The sequence below is a fragment of the Arthrobacter sp. D5-1 genome (assembly GCF_017357425.1).
Taxonomy (GTDB): domain Bacteria; phylum Actinomycetota; class Actinomycetes; order Actinomycetales; family Micrococcaceae; genus Arthrobacter.
In genome coordinates this window covers 3,851,166-3,866,133 of the sequence record NZ_CP014571.1, presented here as the reverse complement: position 1 = coordinate 3,866,133, position 14,968 = coordinate 3,851,166, and the positions used below count along the sequence as shown (strand labels likewise).

Here is a 14,968-nt window from a genome sequence, read left to right as displayed (position 1 = left end):
TAGTTTCCCGTAGCAACTACCCTATGCCATGGCGTGATTCGTTTCACAGGACCACGCAACCTAGGTGAAATGTTTGACCCAGTTATTGAGGATCGTAATGATCCCCGACGTTCAGCTGCGTGCCGTGAGGGTGAGCAGCACTGCTTCCGGGCGGCAGGCGATCCGGACTGGCGCGAAGCGCGACGTGCCGATGCCGCCTGAGACGTTCACCGGCGTCGTGAATTCATTGCTTTCCCAGTCGTGGAGGCCTTTGGCGCGCCACGTGGGGAGGTCGCAGTTGGAGACCAAAGCGCCGTAGCCGGGGATGCAAATCTGACCGCCATGTGTGTGGCCGGCGAGGATGAGGTCAGCTCCGGCTTCGGTGAAGTGGTCCAGTACGCGCTGATAGGGAGCGTGGATCACAGCGACTTTCAGGTGGCGGCGCGCATCCTGGTTCACGGTTCCGCGGGGCCAACCGGCGTACCGTTCGCGTTTGAGGTGGGGATCGTCCACTCCGGAGAAATCGAAGCGGAGTCCATTCAGGACCACCGACTGGGCGCGGTTGGTCAGATCGATCCAACCACCCATCCCGAACGCGGAGCGGAGCTTTGGCCAATCGAGCTTGATGGGGTCCTTCTTGTGCCTCGACGGTCCGCGGAAGTAGCCGGCAGGATTCTTGATCCGCGGGGCGTAGTAGTCGTTGGACCCTGGAACGAACACGCCGGGGAACTCCAAGAGCGGACGCAGTGCCTGGATCAGGGGATCGATGGCTTTCGCGTGGCTCAGGTTGTCGCCTGTATTGACCACGAGGTCGGGCTTCAACTCAGCCAACGACTCAAGCCAGAGGGCTTTCTTGTCCTGGCCCGGCACGAAGTGGATGTCACTGAGGTGCAGGATCCGGAATGGTGCTGAACCCTCAGGGAGGACTGGCAAAGTTTCCTGGCGGACCTCAAATTGGTCCTTCTCCCACCAGCCATAGGCGGCGGCTGCTGCCCCGGCTGTTGCACCGAGAGCTGTAGTGACGGCGAAACCGCGCCCGACGGTGCGGACGCGGTTTGCCAGTGAATCACGGAAGGACACGCTTAGTCCTTATCGTTGTTGCCGTTGCCGTTATTGCCATTGTTTCCGTTGCCGCCGTTTCCGTTATTGGAAGGCGGGGCGGGGTTCGGATTGGACGGCGCAGGCGTGGTGTTGCGCTGCGGGGCCGCCGTGCCCAGCAGGTTGGACGGCGGCGCAGGGAAGGGGTTGGTGCCGTAGGCAGGAGCCACCGACAACATGTAGTTGGTGAACTGCGGACCGGCGATCATGTAACCGTCGATGGCCGGGTAGAACTTGCCGTTGACGGTCAGATTGCGGCCCGGGCGCAGCTGGTTATCCAGCGGATCACCGAACCAAGAGGCTGTGGCCAAGCCGGTGGTGTAACCCACCACCCAGGTGGAGCCGTTGGAGTCGTTGGTACCCGTCTTGGCCGCAACCGGGAAGTTGCCCTTCGTGGAAAGCGATGGGCGGATCAGTGAGCCCGAGCCGGCATTCAGGACTTCCTGCATGGCGTAGGCCACGCCACGGGCAACCTCGGGCTTCACGGCGTCCTTGCAGTTGGAGGACTGCGCCGGCAGTTCAGCGCCTGACTGGTCCTTCACCGACGTGATCGCGATCGGTTCGCAGTACTTGCCGTCAGCGGCGAAGGTCGCGAAAGCAGCCGCCATGGTCAACGGCGCAGTCTGGGTGGCGCCGATCAGGTTGGACAGTGTGGTCATCGGGACCTTGGGGTTCGGGTCGGTGACCTTGCCTGTGTCATCGCGCGTCGGCAGTCCGCCGTGGATGCCGGTGGCGTCCACGATGCCCTGGATGCCGCAGAGGTCAACCTGGGAAGCCGAAGCAAACGTCGCGGTGTTGATGGAGTTCATGAGGCCGTACAGGACGGTCATGTTCCGGTAGTAGCCCTCATCCGAGTTCTGGAGGTCGAAGCTACCGGCCACGTTCCTGTCGTAGAAACCATTCACGGGCGTGGGACAGGTGTTCCGCCAAGGGAAGTTCACACCGTACCTGCGGACGCTCGCGTTGACGTTCTGGTTCATCGACTTGCCCTCGTTCAGCCACTGGGCGAACGTAAAGGGTTTCATGGTCGAGCCGGGCTGGAAGCCACCAATGCCGTTGAGGTCATTTCCGTTGGCGTCCAGGACGTCAACGTTAAAGTTCTGGGTCTGATCGAACTTGCCTTCTTGAGGCAGCCAGACGGTGTTCTGGGCCATGCTGACGATCTGGCCCGTACCCGGCTGAACGGAGGTGATGGACGCGCCCCACTTATCCGGGTTGGCGCCGGCCGTGGCATCAACCTGCTGCTGGGCCACGGTCTGGGCTGTCGGATCAAGGGTGGTCTGGATGGTGAGGCCGCCACGCTGGACGCGCTTGACACGCTCTTCGGTGGTGTCGCCATATGCCGGGTTGTTGAACAGAAGGTGCAGGACGTAGTCACAGAAGTAAGGCGCCATGGTGGCGTACGCGCAACCCTGGCGGGCGGGAGTGACCTTGGTGGTCACCGGGGTGGCTACGGCTTCGTCGTACTCGGCCTGCGTGATCTTGCCCTGGTTCACCATGGCAGCGAGCACCAGGTCGCGGCGCTTCTGCGCGTTGTCCGGGTTCGCGATGGGATCGAAGGCCGAGGGGCTGTTCACGAGGCCGGCCAACAGGGCGGCCTGCGGAAGCGTCAGGTCCTTGGCGGTGGTGCTGAAGAAGAACTTGGAGGCGGCTTCAATGCCGTAGGCGTCACGGTTGAAGAATACGATGTTGAGGTAGCCCTCAAGGATCTGCTCTTTGGAGAACTTCTTCTCCAACGCGATGGCGAGCTTCATTTCGCGGAGCTTGTCGCCCACGCCCTTGCCGCCACCGTTGAGCTTGACGTCTTCTTCACGGTCGGACGCCACCAGGGACTCGTTGATGACGTTGTTCACGTACTGCTGCGTGATGGTGGACGCGCCCTGCTTGTTGCCGCGGGCGGTGCTGACGATGGCTCGCATGATGCCCGTGGTGTCGATGCCGCCGTGCTCATAGAAACGGCTGTCCTCGATCGCGATGACAGCGTCCTTGATGAACGGGCTCATCGAATCCAAGGGAACCTTGGTCCGGTTCTCCGCGTAGATCGAAGCGATCGGCGTACCGTCCTTGGCCAGGATCGTGGTGTTCTGGCTGGGCGGATCCACCTGCAGTTCCGCCGGCAGAGTGTCAAAGAACTGTATTGAACCACTGGCGGCACTGCCCGAAACGGCGGCTGCGGGGACCAAAAGGCCCGCCACCAGGACGCCACAAATCGCGCTCACACCGAGGAAACCTAGAATCTTTCCGAGGGTGGTGGCAGTGTCGAATAGTGGGTTCTTGCGAGTCACCATGTTTTCCACTTTACCGTCAAGGGCTAGGCTTTCTGTCATGACCAAATGGGAGTACGCCACGATTCCGCTCATTATTCACGCCACTAAGCAGATCCTGGACCAGTGGGGCGAAGACGGCTGGGAGCTTGTCCAGGTCGTCGGTGGCCCCGATGGCAAAGGCCTTGTTGCATACCTGAAGAGGGAGAAGCAGTAACCATGACCACCCCCGCAGAAACCACGTCTCCCGCGGAATCCGGCGCACCCACGTCGGCTGTCGAGCAGCGCCTGGCCGAGCTCGGTTTGACCCTCCCCGAGGTCGCCGCACCCGTTGCGGACTACGTCCCGGCCATCGTCTCCGGCAACTACGTTTACACGTCCGGACAGCTGCCCTTTATTAACGGCAAACTCGAAGCTACGGGCAAGGTCTCCCTCGGCGAGTTGGGCACATCCGACGAACCCACCGTTGATCCCGAAGACGCCAAGCGCTACGCCGCCGTCTGCGCCATTAACGCCCTGGCGGCAGTCAAGAGCGTCATCGGCGACCTCGACCGCATCACCCGCATCGTGAAGGTCGTCGGCTTCGTCTCCTCCGAACCGACGTTCACCGGCCAGCCTGGCGTCATCAACGGCGCGTCCGAACTCCTCGGCCAGGTCCTTGGCGACGCGGGCAAGCACGCACGCTCCGCCGTCGGCGTTTCTGTCCTGCCGCTCGACTCTCCTGTTGAAGTCGAGCTCATCGCTGAATTCAGCTAAGGAACCGGTTCACCCAATTGCCGCAGCTTGCCCGTCGCCTGTTTGTACTGCCTCCCGAACTCGAAGGGGCAGCACGAAACTGGCTTGAGCTCGGCGAGCGGACCCCCAGGGCCGCCCGCTACGCATCGTCCGTTGTGCTCTTGCGCGACTCGCCCACCGGTTTGGAGACCTGGCTTGGTTACAGGCCGGGATCCTCGCCGTTGGGTGTTGTCGCGTTCCCGGGCGGCTCCCTGGACGCGTCCGACGACGATCCCGTCGGGTGGGTAGGCCCCACGCCGCAGCAGTGGGCTGAGCACATGGGAACGGACGACGTCGGACTCGCCCGCCGTCACGTGGTGGGCGCCATCCGCGAACTCTTCGAAGAAACCGGCGTGCTGCTCGCCGGACCGGATGCTTCCTCCACCGTTGAGGCCAACTCGACGGTCGATTGGATGCGGGCCCGTGAAGCCGTGGCGGCCCAGGAAAAGTCCTTCACGGAGATGCTCTCCAAGCGCGGGCTCTCCCTCCGGACGGATCTGTTGAAGCCCTTGGTGAATTGGCTCAGCCCGGATTTTGCCCATACCCGCTTCAACACGCGATACTTTGCCGCAACGGTCCCCGTGAACCAGCAACCCAGCATCCTGGGAAGCAAAGGCGTATGGGGGCGCTGGGTTACGGCCGCCGAAGCGATTGCCCTCAGGGACACCCCGGCGCTCGGAGATGAGATTGGCCAGCCGAATACTGTGGGCCTCACCCTGGGTCAGCTTTTGGTTCCCGGGTCCGAAATCATGCTCGAGAAAATGGCGGCCTCCAATGGGTGCATCGCCTACCTGAGCTACAAACGCAAAGCACACGTGTACCAGGCGAAGCTCATCGACGAGGGCGGAATCCTGATGCTCGAGGTCGAAGCCGCCCGTACCGTCGCCGGAGAGCCCCAGCGCGAACGCTAGCAGGACCCTCTCTCACATCCCTCGGGCTTGAGCGGGTCCCTCTCTCACATCCCTCGGGCTTGAGCCGGACCTTCTCTCACGTCCCTAGGGCTTGAGCCGGACCCTCTCTCACTTTCAACCAAAAAAAGCCGCCCCGGTTACGACCGGGGCGGCTTTTGAGCTGAGGCGTTTAGCGTGAACGCTGACGGAGTCGCTGCATGTCCAGGATCACGACGGCGCGGGCTTCCAGACGGAGCCAGCCGCGCTGAACGAACTCGGCCAGTGCCTTGTTGACGGTTTCGCGGGAAGCGCCAACCAACTGGGCCAGTTCTTCCTGCGTGAGCTCGTGTGCCACCAGAACGCCGTCGGTCGCCGGACGGCCGAAGCGGTCGGCCAGGTCCAGCAGGGCCTTGGCCACGCGGCCCGGAACGTCCGAGAAGACGAGGTCGGACAGGGAGTCGTTGGTGCGGCGGAGGCGGCGGGCCAGGGCCTGCAGCAGCTGCGCGGAAACCTCGGGACGCGTGCGGAGCAGTGCGTTAAGGCTCTCGTTCTTGAGGCCGGCCAGGCGGGTCTCAGAAACGGCGGTCGCCGTGGCGGTACGCGGGCTGGGGTCGAACAACGCCATTTCGCCGAAGAGCTCGCCCGGGCCGAGGATGGCCAGCAGGGACTCGCGGCCATCGGGGGAGGTGCGGCCGAGCTTCACCTTGCCGGAAACGATGAAGTAGAGCTGGTCACCCTGGTCGCCTTCGCGGAACACCGAAGCCCCACGTGAAAGGTCCACCTCGGTGAGTTCGTCCGTCAGCAAGCGGAATGCGTCGTCGTCAAGGGTGGCGAAGAGGGGTGCGCGGCGCAATACCTCGATGTCCATGAAATCTCCTGAATATAAGTTTCGGTCGTGGCGCTCAGGCCATTGTTTCAGAATTTTTAGGCTTCTGTGACGTACTTGGCACGTGAAACGCTGAAACGACGCGGATTTCGGCCACGGAACACCGCAAATGGCTGCCCCGAACCGGCTTTTGGTGGCTGCTGCGGGTGATGTGACTAACGGTTGGTTGTCAGGGTCCACAACTACAATTGGCGCTACCCGGCTATGAGGAGCATTGGTGTTTGGCTTGACGATATTGGATTTGGCATTGATCTTGATGCTGCTGTCCTACCTGATCTATGGCCTGCGCAACGGCTTTATGGTCACGCTGGGTGGAATTGCAGGATTTGTGGTCGGCGCCATCGCTGCGTTCGTTGCCGTGCCGCTCGTGAGTGGCTGGGTGACGGACAGCGGCTGGAGGCTGACCGCCACGGTGGGTGCCGCCGTCGTGCTTATTGCTTTGGGTCATGGGCTGGGAACCATGATCGGGCGCAAAATCCGCCACGCCGTGCGGATCAAGCCGCTGCACGCCGTTGACCGGTTGATCGGTGGCGTGGTGAGCGTGGTGGTGGCGGCGCTGGTCATGTCCATGCTGGCGTTCAGCATCAGTTCGCTGGGTGTGCCCTTTGTTTCGCAGCAACTGGCCGGCTCCCGCGTGATCCGCTACATCGACACCATCACTCCAACGCCCGTCAAGAGCACCATGGCGCAGTTGCGGTCCACGGTGATCGGCGACGGCATCCCTAAGCTCATCGAGGGCATCGGCCCCGTGACTCCGGTCCCCGTCCCCAATGCCTCAACGGACACTCCTGCCCTTAACCAGGCTGCAGAGTCCGTCCTCAAGATCGCGGGTACAGCGTTTGAATGTGGCCAGAACCAGACGGGTTCCGGATTCGTCGTATCGCCCGGGCGCGTCGTGACCAACGCACACGTTGTGGCGGGCGTGTCGCAGCCGGTGGTGGAAGTTCCCGACGGCGGTGCGTTGCCGGGTCGGGTGGTGTACTTCGACCCCCAGCGGGACATCGCAGTCCTGGCCGTGGACGGCCTGCAGTCCAGTCCACTGCCGATGAGTGTCGACCTGCCCGAAGGCAGCCCTGCGGCCTTTGCCGGGTACCCGCACGGCGGTCCCTTCCAATCGAAGCCCGCAACCGTCCAAGGAATTTCGACCATCATTGTCCCGGACATCTACGGCGACAATCCCTCTCCGGAGCTCGTCTACAAGCTGGCCGGTGACGTCCAGCCGGGGAACTCCGGCGGTCCGCTGCTGACCATGCAGGGCGAGGTGGCCGGGTTGATCTTCGCCAAGACCACCACCGATGCCGCCCTCGGCTTTGCCCTCACCATGGCAGACCTGTCGCCTGTGGCAGCGCAGGCCCCGGGACTCAACAGCCCCGTATCGCCAGGTCAATGCACGCGTAAGTAGGGGCCCTCCCGCATCGTGGGTGTTTTCGGGCTGCCACCGCTCATGGAGCGGGCATATTTACCCTGCGTTCCCGGGCCGCTATAGATTGGGAGCCATGACTGAAGCCACCCCCGCCACCGAAGCCGGTCGCGGCACCATCCTTGTCATCAATGGACCCAACCTCAACCTTCTTGGCACCCGCGAGCCAGAGAAGTACGGAACGTCAACACTCGCGGACGTCGAGCAACTCGCCATGTCGGCGGCTGCCGCCCATGGCTTCACTGTTGACTGTGTGCAGTCGAACCACGAAGGTGACCTGCTCGACGCCATCCACTCGGCGCGCGGCACCGCTGTCGGGATAGTGATCAACGCCGGCGCCTACACGCATACATCAGTCGCACTTCGTGACGCCCTGGCCGCAGTGCAGCTACCCGCCGTCGAAGTCCACATCACCAACGTCCACCAGCGCGAAGAGTTCCGTCACCACTCGTACCTGTCTGGTGTTTGCAGCGCAATCATCGTGGGCGCAGGAGTCCTTGGCTACAAGCTGGCTATCGACTACTTGGCGGACGCCGTCTAAACCACGCTTTTGGTGAGAGAGGGTTCCCGGGAAGCCCTAGGGATGTGAGAGAGGGTTCCCGGGAAGCCCTAGGGATGTGAGAGAGGGTCAGAGGGCCGTGAACCGCAGCAGGATGGCGTGCTCAGGGTTCAAGACCGGCATGGGGAGGCCCACTTCGCCCAGGAACAGTCCCGTTGCTTCTGCTCCGGATGCCAGCCATGGCGCAGGTGTTGCCTCAATGAACGTGTGCCCGTAGTCGGCGTCCCCTGGGGAGGGGAAGATCGCCTCTACACGGTACGACCGCGCAGGATCGAGCCCCGGAACCACCACCCGCCCGGTCTGCTCAGCGAATCCTGTCCGGGTCTTCACCACAGCGAACAGCGCCGCAGTGTCGCCCACCGGGGTGTCGGCGTCGGACTCGTCTGCCACGACGCCATGCAGCATCAGCGACTCGTCCTGCACATCGGCGCGCACCATTCGTCCACTGTGGATGAGGCCGCGGTGGTCCTTGTAGAGGCCGATGAACCGCTTGAGTTCCCCGCGTTCCGCCCCGGTGACGGACCGGACGTCCCACTCCATGCCGAAATGCCCAAACAATGCGGTGATGGCACGGAAGGAGAGGTCGTGCGTCCGCCCCGTGGTGTGCGACGTCGTAGGACCAATGTGCCCACCCACCAGCTCCGGCGGAACCACCATGCCGGTCCAGCGTTGGATGGTTTGGCGTTCCAGGGCGTCGTTGCAGTCCGAAGCCCAGATGCGGTCCGTCCGCTCAAGGATCCCGAGGTCAACCCGCGCGCCACCGGAGGAGCAACTCTCGATCTCCACCCCCGGGTGGGCCGCACGGAGCGCGTCGAAGAGCCGGTACGCAGCCAAGGTCTGTTCGTGAACGGAGGCCCGGCCTGCATGCCCGTGCTCCACGAGGTCCCGGTTCTGGTCCCACTTGAGATAGCTGATGTCATTCTCGCGCAGCAAAGTGTCCATGCGCTCGAAAATGTACTGCCACGCGTCCGGATTCACGAGGTCGATCACGTGCTGCTGCCGCCACTCCAGCGGCAGCCTGCCGCCGTCCTTGTGGGAAGCGGCAGAGGGGCCTACGAGCCATTCCGGATGCGCCCGGGCGATGTCGGAGTCGAGGTTGATCATTTCTGGTTCCACCCAGAGGCCAAACTCCATGCCGCGCGAGGTCACGGCGTCAATCAACGGCGTCAGCCCGTGGGGCCACACAGTCTCGTCCACGTACCAGTCGCCCAGCCCGGCGTGGTCGTCGCGGCGCCCGCGGAACCAGCCGTCGTCGAGCACGAACCGCTCCACGCCAAGGTCGGCAGCGGACTCGGCCAGCTCCATCAGGGTGTCCAGGTTGTGGTCGAAGTAGACCGCTTCCCAGGTGTTGAGGACTACTGGGCGGGGCTTGCCCGAAAGCGCGCCCACATGGTGCGGCCGCGAGCGGAACCAGCTGTAGAACGCCTCGCTGATGCCATCCAGGCCGCGGTCTGAGTACGCCGCGAACAGGGCAGGGGTGGTGTAACCTTCACCGGGTTGCAGGACCACTTCAGCCGGTCCCAGCAGCTCGGAGCCACCTATCACGGTGCGCCCATCAGCAACGTTGTCCGCGAATTCCTCGTGGTTGCCGCTCCATGCCAAATGCGTGGCCCACACCTTGCCGTGCCTGTTGCCGAAGCCGGATGTTCCGGCAGCCAGCAGGAGTGAAGAGTCGTGCCCGGTGCGGCCGTGCCGCCCGGTGCGGACCCATGTTCCCTGCTGGATGGACCTGCGCTGCGGGTGACGTTCACGGCACCAGCGGCCGGTCAAATCCAAAAGTTCGACGGCGTCCGGCGCCACCGGGAGCATCGTCGCCAACTCGTCCACCTGGTAAGGCGAGGTGCCGTCGTTCCTCACAGTGTGCTTCAGTTCGAGCAGTCCGCCCGGGTGCAGGGTGAGGTTGGACGTGACGGTGATTCCGGCGTCGGGATCTGACTGAACCACGACGGCGGTGGACCCGCCCGCGGTGCTGCCGTCCGTCGTCGCGCTCACCACGCGCAGGCGAACGGAGAAATCAAAGCCGGGGACGCCGTCGGTGATGCGGTGGCCACGGAGTCCGGGCCTGCCCTGCCACGCCGAGGAAGCCTGGGGGAGGAGGCCGGCGGAGACGTTGGCGTCGATCGAGGACGGTGGGATGGGCTCGTTGAGGATGGCCAGGTCCGGAAGGGTGTCGCCCAAATCTGCTCCCCAGTGGGATATCTCGGCCTCTCCACGGTGGGTGCTGATCACCAGGCTGATACCTGCGGAACGGAGGTGGAGCGGTTGCATAAAGGTGGGTCACTTTCAGTTTCGGGTTCGGGAGGGGTGTTGCGGGGCCCGCTCTACACGCTTCGCGAGGGAAATAGCGTGCAGAGCGGGCCACACAACGGGTGGGGTTACAACGGGTGTGGGATTGGAACGGGGTGGGGCTATTTGAAGAGGTTGTTGACCTGGTTGTTCGCTTCGGTCAATGAGGACGCGGGCTTCTTGCCGGACAGCACTGCATCCATGGCCGGCTTCATGATGCCGTCAACCTTGGCCGCCTTGTCTGCGATGGGAAAGAGGAACGTGGTGCCGTCCTTGACATGGGTGGTGAAGGCTGAGACGTCGGTGCCCTTGTCAGCGAAGGCCTTGGCGGCAATCTCGGAGGAGCTGGTAAGGGCCGGGAAAACCACAGCCTTGCTGGCCACTACGTCCTGGCAAGCGGAGGAGCCGAGGTACTCGACCCACTTGATGCTGGCGCCCGGGTTCTTGGTGCCGGCCCAAATGGAGTCGGCCAAGCCGTTGAACATGGAAGCGCGCTCGCCGTTGGGGCCCTTGGGGGTGGGGGCGAAGGCAGTCTCGATGCCCTTGTAGGTCTGGTACTGGCCGATCAACCAGTCACCGTTGGTGTTGATCGCGGACTTTCCAGCGCCGAAGCTGTCCGGCATGCTGGCACCCACCGTGGTCTCCAGCTTGGGCATGTACCCCTTGTCCACCAAGCCGGCCCACCAAGCGATGGTCTCCTGGAAGCGGGGGTCGTCGTAGTTGAACTTGCTGCCCCACGGGTTCTTGTCGGTTGCGGTCCAGCCGGTGGTGGCGGTGAGGAAGCTCCACTCGGTCTGGCCCTGGCCCGAGCCGCTGCCCGTCAGGCCCAGCCCGTAGGTAGCGACGTTGTTCTTATCGAAGCCTGCCTCGTCGCCACGCTTGCCGTTCTTGTCCACGGTCAGCCTGGCGATGGTCTTCTCGTAGCTGCCGCCATCCTTCGGGTTCCAATCAAGCGAAGCCATTTGCTCCGCAGTGATTCCGGCGGCGTCAGTCATGGCCTTGTTGTAGAACAGGCCCACGGTGTCCCAGTCCTTCGGAAGGCCGTAGCGCTTGCCATCCTGGCCTACCCAAAGCTCCGCAAGTCCCTTGGTGTACGCGTCCAGCTTGATGCCGTCCTTCTCCACAGCCTCATCCAGGGAGAGCAACTGCTTCTTGGCTGCGTACTCGGGGTATTTGGAGAGGTGGTTGGTAAAGACGTCAGGTGCTGTTCCGGCCACGAAGCCATTGGTCAGGGTGGTCCAGTAGTCGTCCCACCCGCGCTGGGTGATCTTGACCTTGATGTCCGGGTTGGCCTTGGTGAAATCGTCCGCGCATTGCTGGTACGCCGGGAGTTGGTTGGCGTCCCAGAGCCAATAGTTGATCTCACCCTTGGCATCGGTGGAAGCAGGGGAGGAACCGCCACAGGCGGACAGGGTCAGGGCGATGGCGGCGGCAGCAGCGGCGACGCCGAGGGTTTTCTTCATAGCGAACCTTTCGGGGGTTTTACAGAGGGGTTACTTGATTCCGGAGAATCCGATGGAGTTGACTACCTTCTTGCCGAAGGCGATGAACAGCAGGAAGATCGGCAGCGCAGCCACGAGGGTCCCGGCCATGAGCCCGGACCAGTCCAGGGCGCCTTGCGGGGACTGCGATTTGAAGACGCTCAGACCCACGGTGAGCACGCGGACGTTCTCGTCCTGGCCCACCAGCAGTGGCCAGAAGTATTCGTTCCATTGACCGATGAAGGTCAGCAGCGCCAGGGTGGCGATGGGGGCGGCGGCGTTGGGAAGCACAATCTGGAAGAAAATACGCAGGTGCTTGGCGCCGTCGAGCATTGCCGCTTCCTCCACCTCGCGGGACATGCTCAGGAAGAACTGCCGCAGGAAGAAGATGGCGAAGGGCGTCATGAACAGGAACGGCAGGGACATTCCGGCCATGGTGTTCAGCAGCCCGAGGTTCTTGATCATCAGGAAGTTGGGCAGGGCAGTGAAGATCGGGGGAACCATCATGGTGGTCAGGAAAATGGCGAACACTTTGTTCCGGCCTGGCCATCGCAACCGTGCGAAGGCGTAGGCGGCCATCGCGCTGAAGAACACCTGGCCGGCCGTGGTGATGGTGGCGAAGATGATGGAGTTGCGCAGGTAAAGCCAGAAGTTGATGGCCGCACCTGAGCCGCCGTCGGCTATCGCTTCTTCGGTGGTTTGCAGGCCAAGTACGCGTTTGAACGCGCCCCAGCTGAAATCGGCCGGCAGGAGGTTTCCGGCGTTGGAGGCCAGCGCGCTGTTGCTCGACAATGCCGTCCGCAGCATCCACAGGAACGGTGCGATGGTGATGGCGAGGGCGACGGCGACCAGCACCCACGCGCCGATCCGGCGCCAGTTGAGGGGCTTCTTACGCGAAATGGTTGAGGTAGTCATGGCGGTTTCCTTAGTCCACATCCGGCTTAGTCCAGGTCCGATTCATTGCCCTTGAGGAACTTCATTTGCACGAAGGCCACCAGGGCGAGAATGACGAAGAGGATGACGGACAGGGCGGAGGCGTAGCCGAAGTCGGACTCGCCGAAGGCTTTTTGGTAGATGTACATCTGGATCACGCGGGAGGCGTTGACGGGGCCACCGTTGGTGGTGACGGCCACAGTGTCGAACACCTGGAAGGAACCGATCACGGTGACTACCAACACCAACACCAACACGGGGCGGAGCAGCGGCATGGTGACGCTCCAGAACGTCCTGGTGGGGGACGCGCCGTCGAGGTTTGCAACCTCATAGAGGTGGTTGGGGATGGATTGCAGCCCGGCGAAAATCAGGAGCGCGGTGTAGCCCATGTGCCGCCACACGTTCACGAACGCGATGGTGGGGATGGCCCATTGTTCGCTGCCGAAGAAGGCGACGCGGGGAAGTCCCACCCAGCTCATGACTTCATTGACGATGCCCAGCTGGTAGTCAAGCATCCAGAACCAAAGGAGGGCGACGATGACGTTGGCCACCAAGAAGGGGAGCAACAGTGCCCCGCGGACGAACGTGGATTTGGCAACCCGGTGCATCAGCAAGGCCAGCCCCAAGGCAATGACGGTCTGGAATCCGATGTTGAGGCCGACGTACTGGAGGGTGACCCCCATGGCGTTCCAGAACAGTTCATCGGCGAAGATCGCGGTGTAGTTCTTGATCCCGATCCAGGTGGGTTCACCCAGGATGCTGTATTCCGTGAAGCTGAGGTAAATGCCGCGGATGGTGGGGACCAGGAAGAAAGCTACGAAGCCGATCACGGCCGGGAAGATGAAGAAGAGAGCGATTTTCAGGTCGCCGAGGCGGCTGGTCATGCTGCGTTTGGCAGGTTGGAGCTTGCGCCCGTGGCTGTCTCCGGAACGCCCCGAAGCCTTCCCGGGTTGCTTGGTTAGCGTGGTCATCGTCGACCCTTTCCTGACTGTGATGTGGGTAACAACTGGAGGCGAATCTACACGAGTAGATTTGGCAAGCGCAAGACATGACTGGAAATTTTGGTGAAAATTGTTCGAATCTGTTTCTTTTGTTGACTCGTGTAGATCGTGATGGAAGACTCATGTGGAACCCAAAAAGGGACGCTTCGCAAGCTGCGCCTGCAGCTTCAGGAAAGGCAAACAATGACGTTTTCGATCGGTGTTGTGGGTGTCGGGCAGTTCGGCAGCCAGTTCGCGCACTTGTTCAAGCTCCACCCGGGCGTCAGTGCGGTTTACGCAGTGGATGAACTCCCCGAACGTGCAGCTGCAGCCCAGGAACGCTGGGGCCTGGACGGCGTCAAGGGCAGCTTTGAGGAGTTGTTGGAGTCCGACGTCGATGCTGTTGCCATCTTCACGCAGCGGTGGACCCACGGGCCCTTGGTCGAGCGTGCCCTGCGCGCTGGAAAGCACGTCTATTCAGCCGTGCCGATGGCCATTTCCGAAGAAGAAATCGCCCGGATCATCGAAGCCGTACGGGAGACCAAGCTTGTGTATGCGATGGGGGAGACCAGCTACTACAACCCCGCCACGGTGTTCGCCCGCCAGCAGCACGCCGCCGGCAAATTTGGCAGGATCTTCTATACCGAGGGCGACTACGTCCACGACATGGACCTGGGATTCTACGAGGCCTACCAGTACAGCGGCGGAGAGCATTGGAAGGAAACTGCCAGCTACCCGCCCATGCTCTACCCGACCCACGCAATCGGCGGTGTCCTTGGCGCTGTTCCCGGACACGCGGTCAGTGTCAGCTGCATCGGAGTGAAGGACCAGCGCGGCGACGGTGTCTTCGACAAGGAAGTCAGCATGTTCGCCAACGACTTTTCCAACGCCACGGCGCTGTTCGAAATGAACGACGGCGGCGCGATGCGCACCAATGAGATGCGCCGCGTCGGCTACCCCTCGCACATCCGGGAATCACGCTTCCGTTTCTTTGGCACGGAGGCCAGCTTTGAACAACTCGCCACCACCACCGTGTGGCAGGACAAGTCTTCCGTGCAGGACGTATCCGAGCAGGTGGAAACCAAACCGACCATGTCCGCCGATGATCCCTCCCTGGCAGACGTGGCGCCGGAACTGCGCGACGCCTTCATCTCAGGCCTTGCGCCGGTTCACGATCAGTCCCGTTTGCCCGACGAGTTCCTGGGCGCACCCAACGGGCACGAAGGCAGCCACCAATTCCTGGTGGACGACTTTGTGACGGCGGTGAACAACCGGACGCTTCCACCGGTCAACGCCTGGGTGGCGGCCCGCTTCACCCTCCCCGGGATCGTCGCCCACGAATCCGCACTTCGTGATGGGGAACGGCTCCCCATCCGCGACTTCGGTGATGCTCCTGTGGAGTAGCTAGCATTTACCTC

13 protein-coding genes are annotated in these 14,968 nt (G+C 62.7%); 6 read left to right on the top strand and 7 right to left on the bottom strand.

Annotated features, from left to right (window positions below):
* Positions 1 to 111 precede the first annotated feature (111 nt).
* Together AYX22_RS17770 and AYX22_RS17765 are read right to left on the bottom strand one after the other, a co-directional pair.
* Positions 112 to 1,059 carry a metallophosphoesterase gene (locus AYX22_RS17770; protein ID WP_207594595.1) on the bottom strand — a complete coding sequence of 316 codons (948 nt, stop codon included), beginning with the start codon at positions 1,057 to 1,059 and terminating at the stop codon, positions 112 to 114.
* A 2-nt stretch (positions 1,060 to 1,061) separates the two neighbouring features.
* On the bottom strand, positions 1,062 to 3,365 hold the full coding sequence (locus AYX22_RS17765) for a transglycosylase domain-containing protein (RefSeq protein WP_242703393.1): 2,304 nt from the start codon (positions 3,363 to 3,365) through the stop codon (positions 1,062 to 1,064).
* 37 nt (positions 3,366 to 3,402) lie between these two features.
* Between AYX22_RS17765 and AYX22_RS17760 the strand changes: the two genes are divergently transcribed.
* The 3 genes from AYX22_RS17760 to AYX22_RS17750 are packed head-to-tail and all read left to right on the top strand — an operon-like array spanning position 3,403 to position 5,026.
* Positions 3,403 to 3,558 (top strand): DUF4177 domain-containing protein, encoded by a 156-nt coding sequence (locus AYX22_RS17760; RefSeq protein ID WP_011775990.1) that lies wholly within the window; start codon positions 3,403 to 3,405, stop codon positions 3,556 to 3,558.
* 2 nt (positions 3,559 to 3,560) lie between these two features.
* On the top strand, positions 3,561 to 4,097 hold the full coding sequence (locus AYX22_RS17755) for a RidA family protein (RefSeq protein ID WP_207594591.1): 537 nt from the start codon (positions 3,561 to 3,563) through the stop codon (positions 4,095 to 4,097).
* A gap of 17 nt (positions 4,098 to 4,114) precedes the next feature.
* Positions 4,115 to 5,026, top strand: a complete 912-nt coding sequence (locus AYX22_RS17750) for an NUDIX hydrolase (protein WP_207594589.1) — start codon at positions 4,115 to 4,117, stop codon at positions 5,024 to 5,026.
* Positions 5,027 to 5,195: 169 nt separating this feature from the next.
* Here AYX22_RS17750 and AYX22_RS17745 read toward each other — a convergent pair whose 3' ends face one another.
* Positions 5,196 to 5,873: a Crp/Fnr family transcriptional regulator gene (locus tag AYX22_RS17745; protein WP_011775987.1), complete on the bottom strand. Its 678-nt coding sequence runs from the start codon at positions 5,871 to 5,873 to the stop codon at positions 5,196 to 5,198.
* 235 nt (positions 5,874 to 6,108) lie between these two features.
* Here AYX22_RS17745 and AYX22_RS17740 point away from each other — a divergent pair, with 235 nt between their 5' ends.
* Together AYX22_RS17740 and aroQ are read left to right on the top strand one after the other, a co-directional pair.
* Positions 6,109 to 7,293, top strand: coding sequence for a MarP family serine protease (locus AYX22_RS17740; protein ID WP_207594587.1), 1,185 nt, complete (start codon positions 6,109 to 6,111; stop codon positions 7,291 to 7,293).
* A gap of 94 nt (positions 7,294 to 7,387) precedes the next feature.
* Positions 7,388 to 7,852 (top strand): type II 3-dehydroquinate dehydratase, encoded by a 465-nt coding sequence (gene aroQ / locus AYX22_RS17735; protein ID WP_207594585.1) that lies wholly within the window; start codon positions 7,388 to 7,390, stop codon positions 7,850 to 7,852.
* 87 nt (positions 7,853 to 7,939) lie between these two features.
* Here the strand turns inward: aroQ and AYX22_RS17730 are convergent, their stop codons facing one another.
* From AYX22_RS17730 to AYX22_RS17715, 4 genes are all read right to left on the bottom strand, one after another.
* A complete protein-coding gene (locus AYX22_RS17730) occupies positions 7,940 to 10,138 on the bottom strand; it encodes an alpha-galactosidase (RefSeq protein WP_207594583.1) in 2,199 nt (732 codons plus the stop codon).
* A 140-nt stretch (positions 10,139 to 10,278) separates the two neighbouring features.
* Complete coding sequence (locus AYX22_RS17725) at positions 10,279 to 11,619, bottom strand: sugar ABC transporter substrate-binding protein (RefSeq protein WP_207594580.1); 1,341 nt, start codon at positions 11,617 to 11,619, stop codon at positions 10,279 to 10,281.
* 30 nt (positions 11,620 to 11,649) lie between these two features.
* A complete protein-coding gene (locus AYX22_RS17720; RefSeq protein ID WP_207594578.1) occupies positions 11,650 to 12,552 on the bottom strand; it encodes a carbohydrate ABC transporter permease in 903 nt (300 codons plus the stop codon).
* 26 nt (positions 12,553 to 12,578) lie between these two features.
* Entirely contained in the window at positions 12,579 to 13,454 is an 876-nt protein-coding gene (locus AYX22_RS17715) for a sugar ABC transporter permease (protein ID WP_207597640.1), read from the bottom strand.
* A gap of 300 nt (positions 13,455 to 13,754) precedes the next feature.
* Here AYX22_RS17715 and AYX22_RS17710 point away from each other — a divergent pair, with 300 nt between their 5' ends.
* Complete coding sequence (locus AYX22_RS17710) at positions 13,755 to 14,954, top strand: Gfo/Idh/MocA family oxidoreductase (protein ID WP_207594576.1); 1,200 nt, start codon at positions 13,755 to 13,757, stop codon at positions 14,952 to 14,954.
* Positions 14,955 to 14,968: the final 14 nt, after the last annotated feature.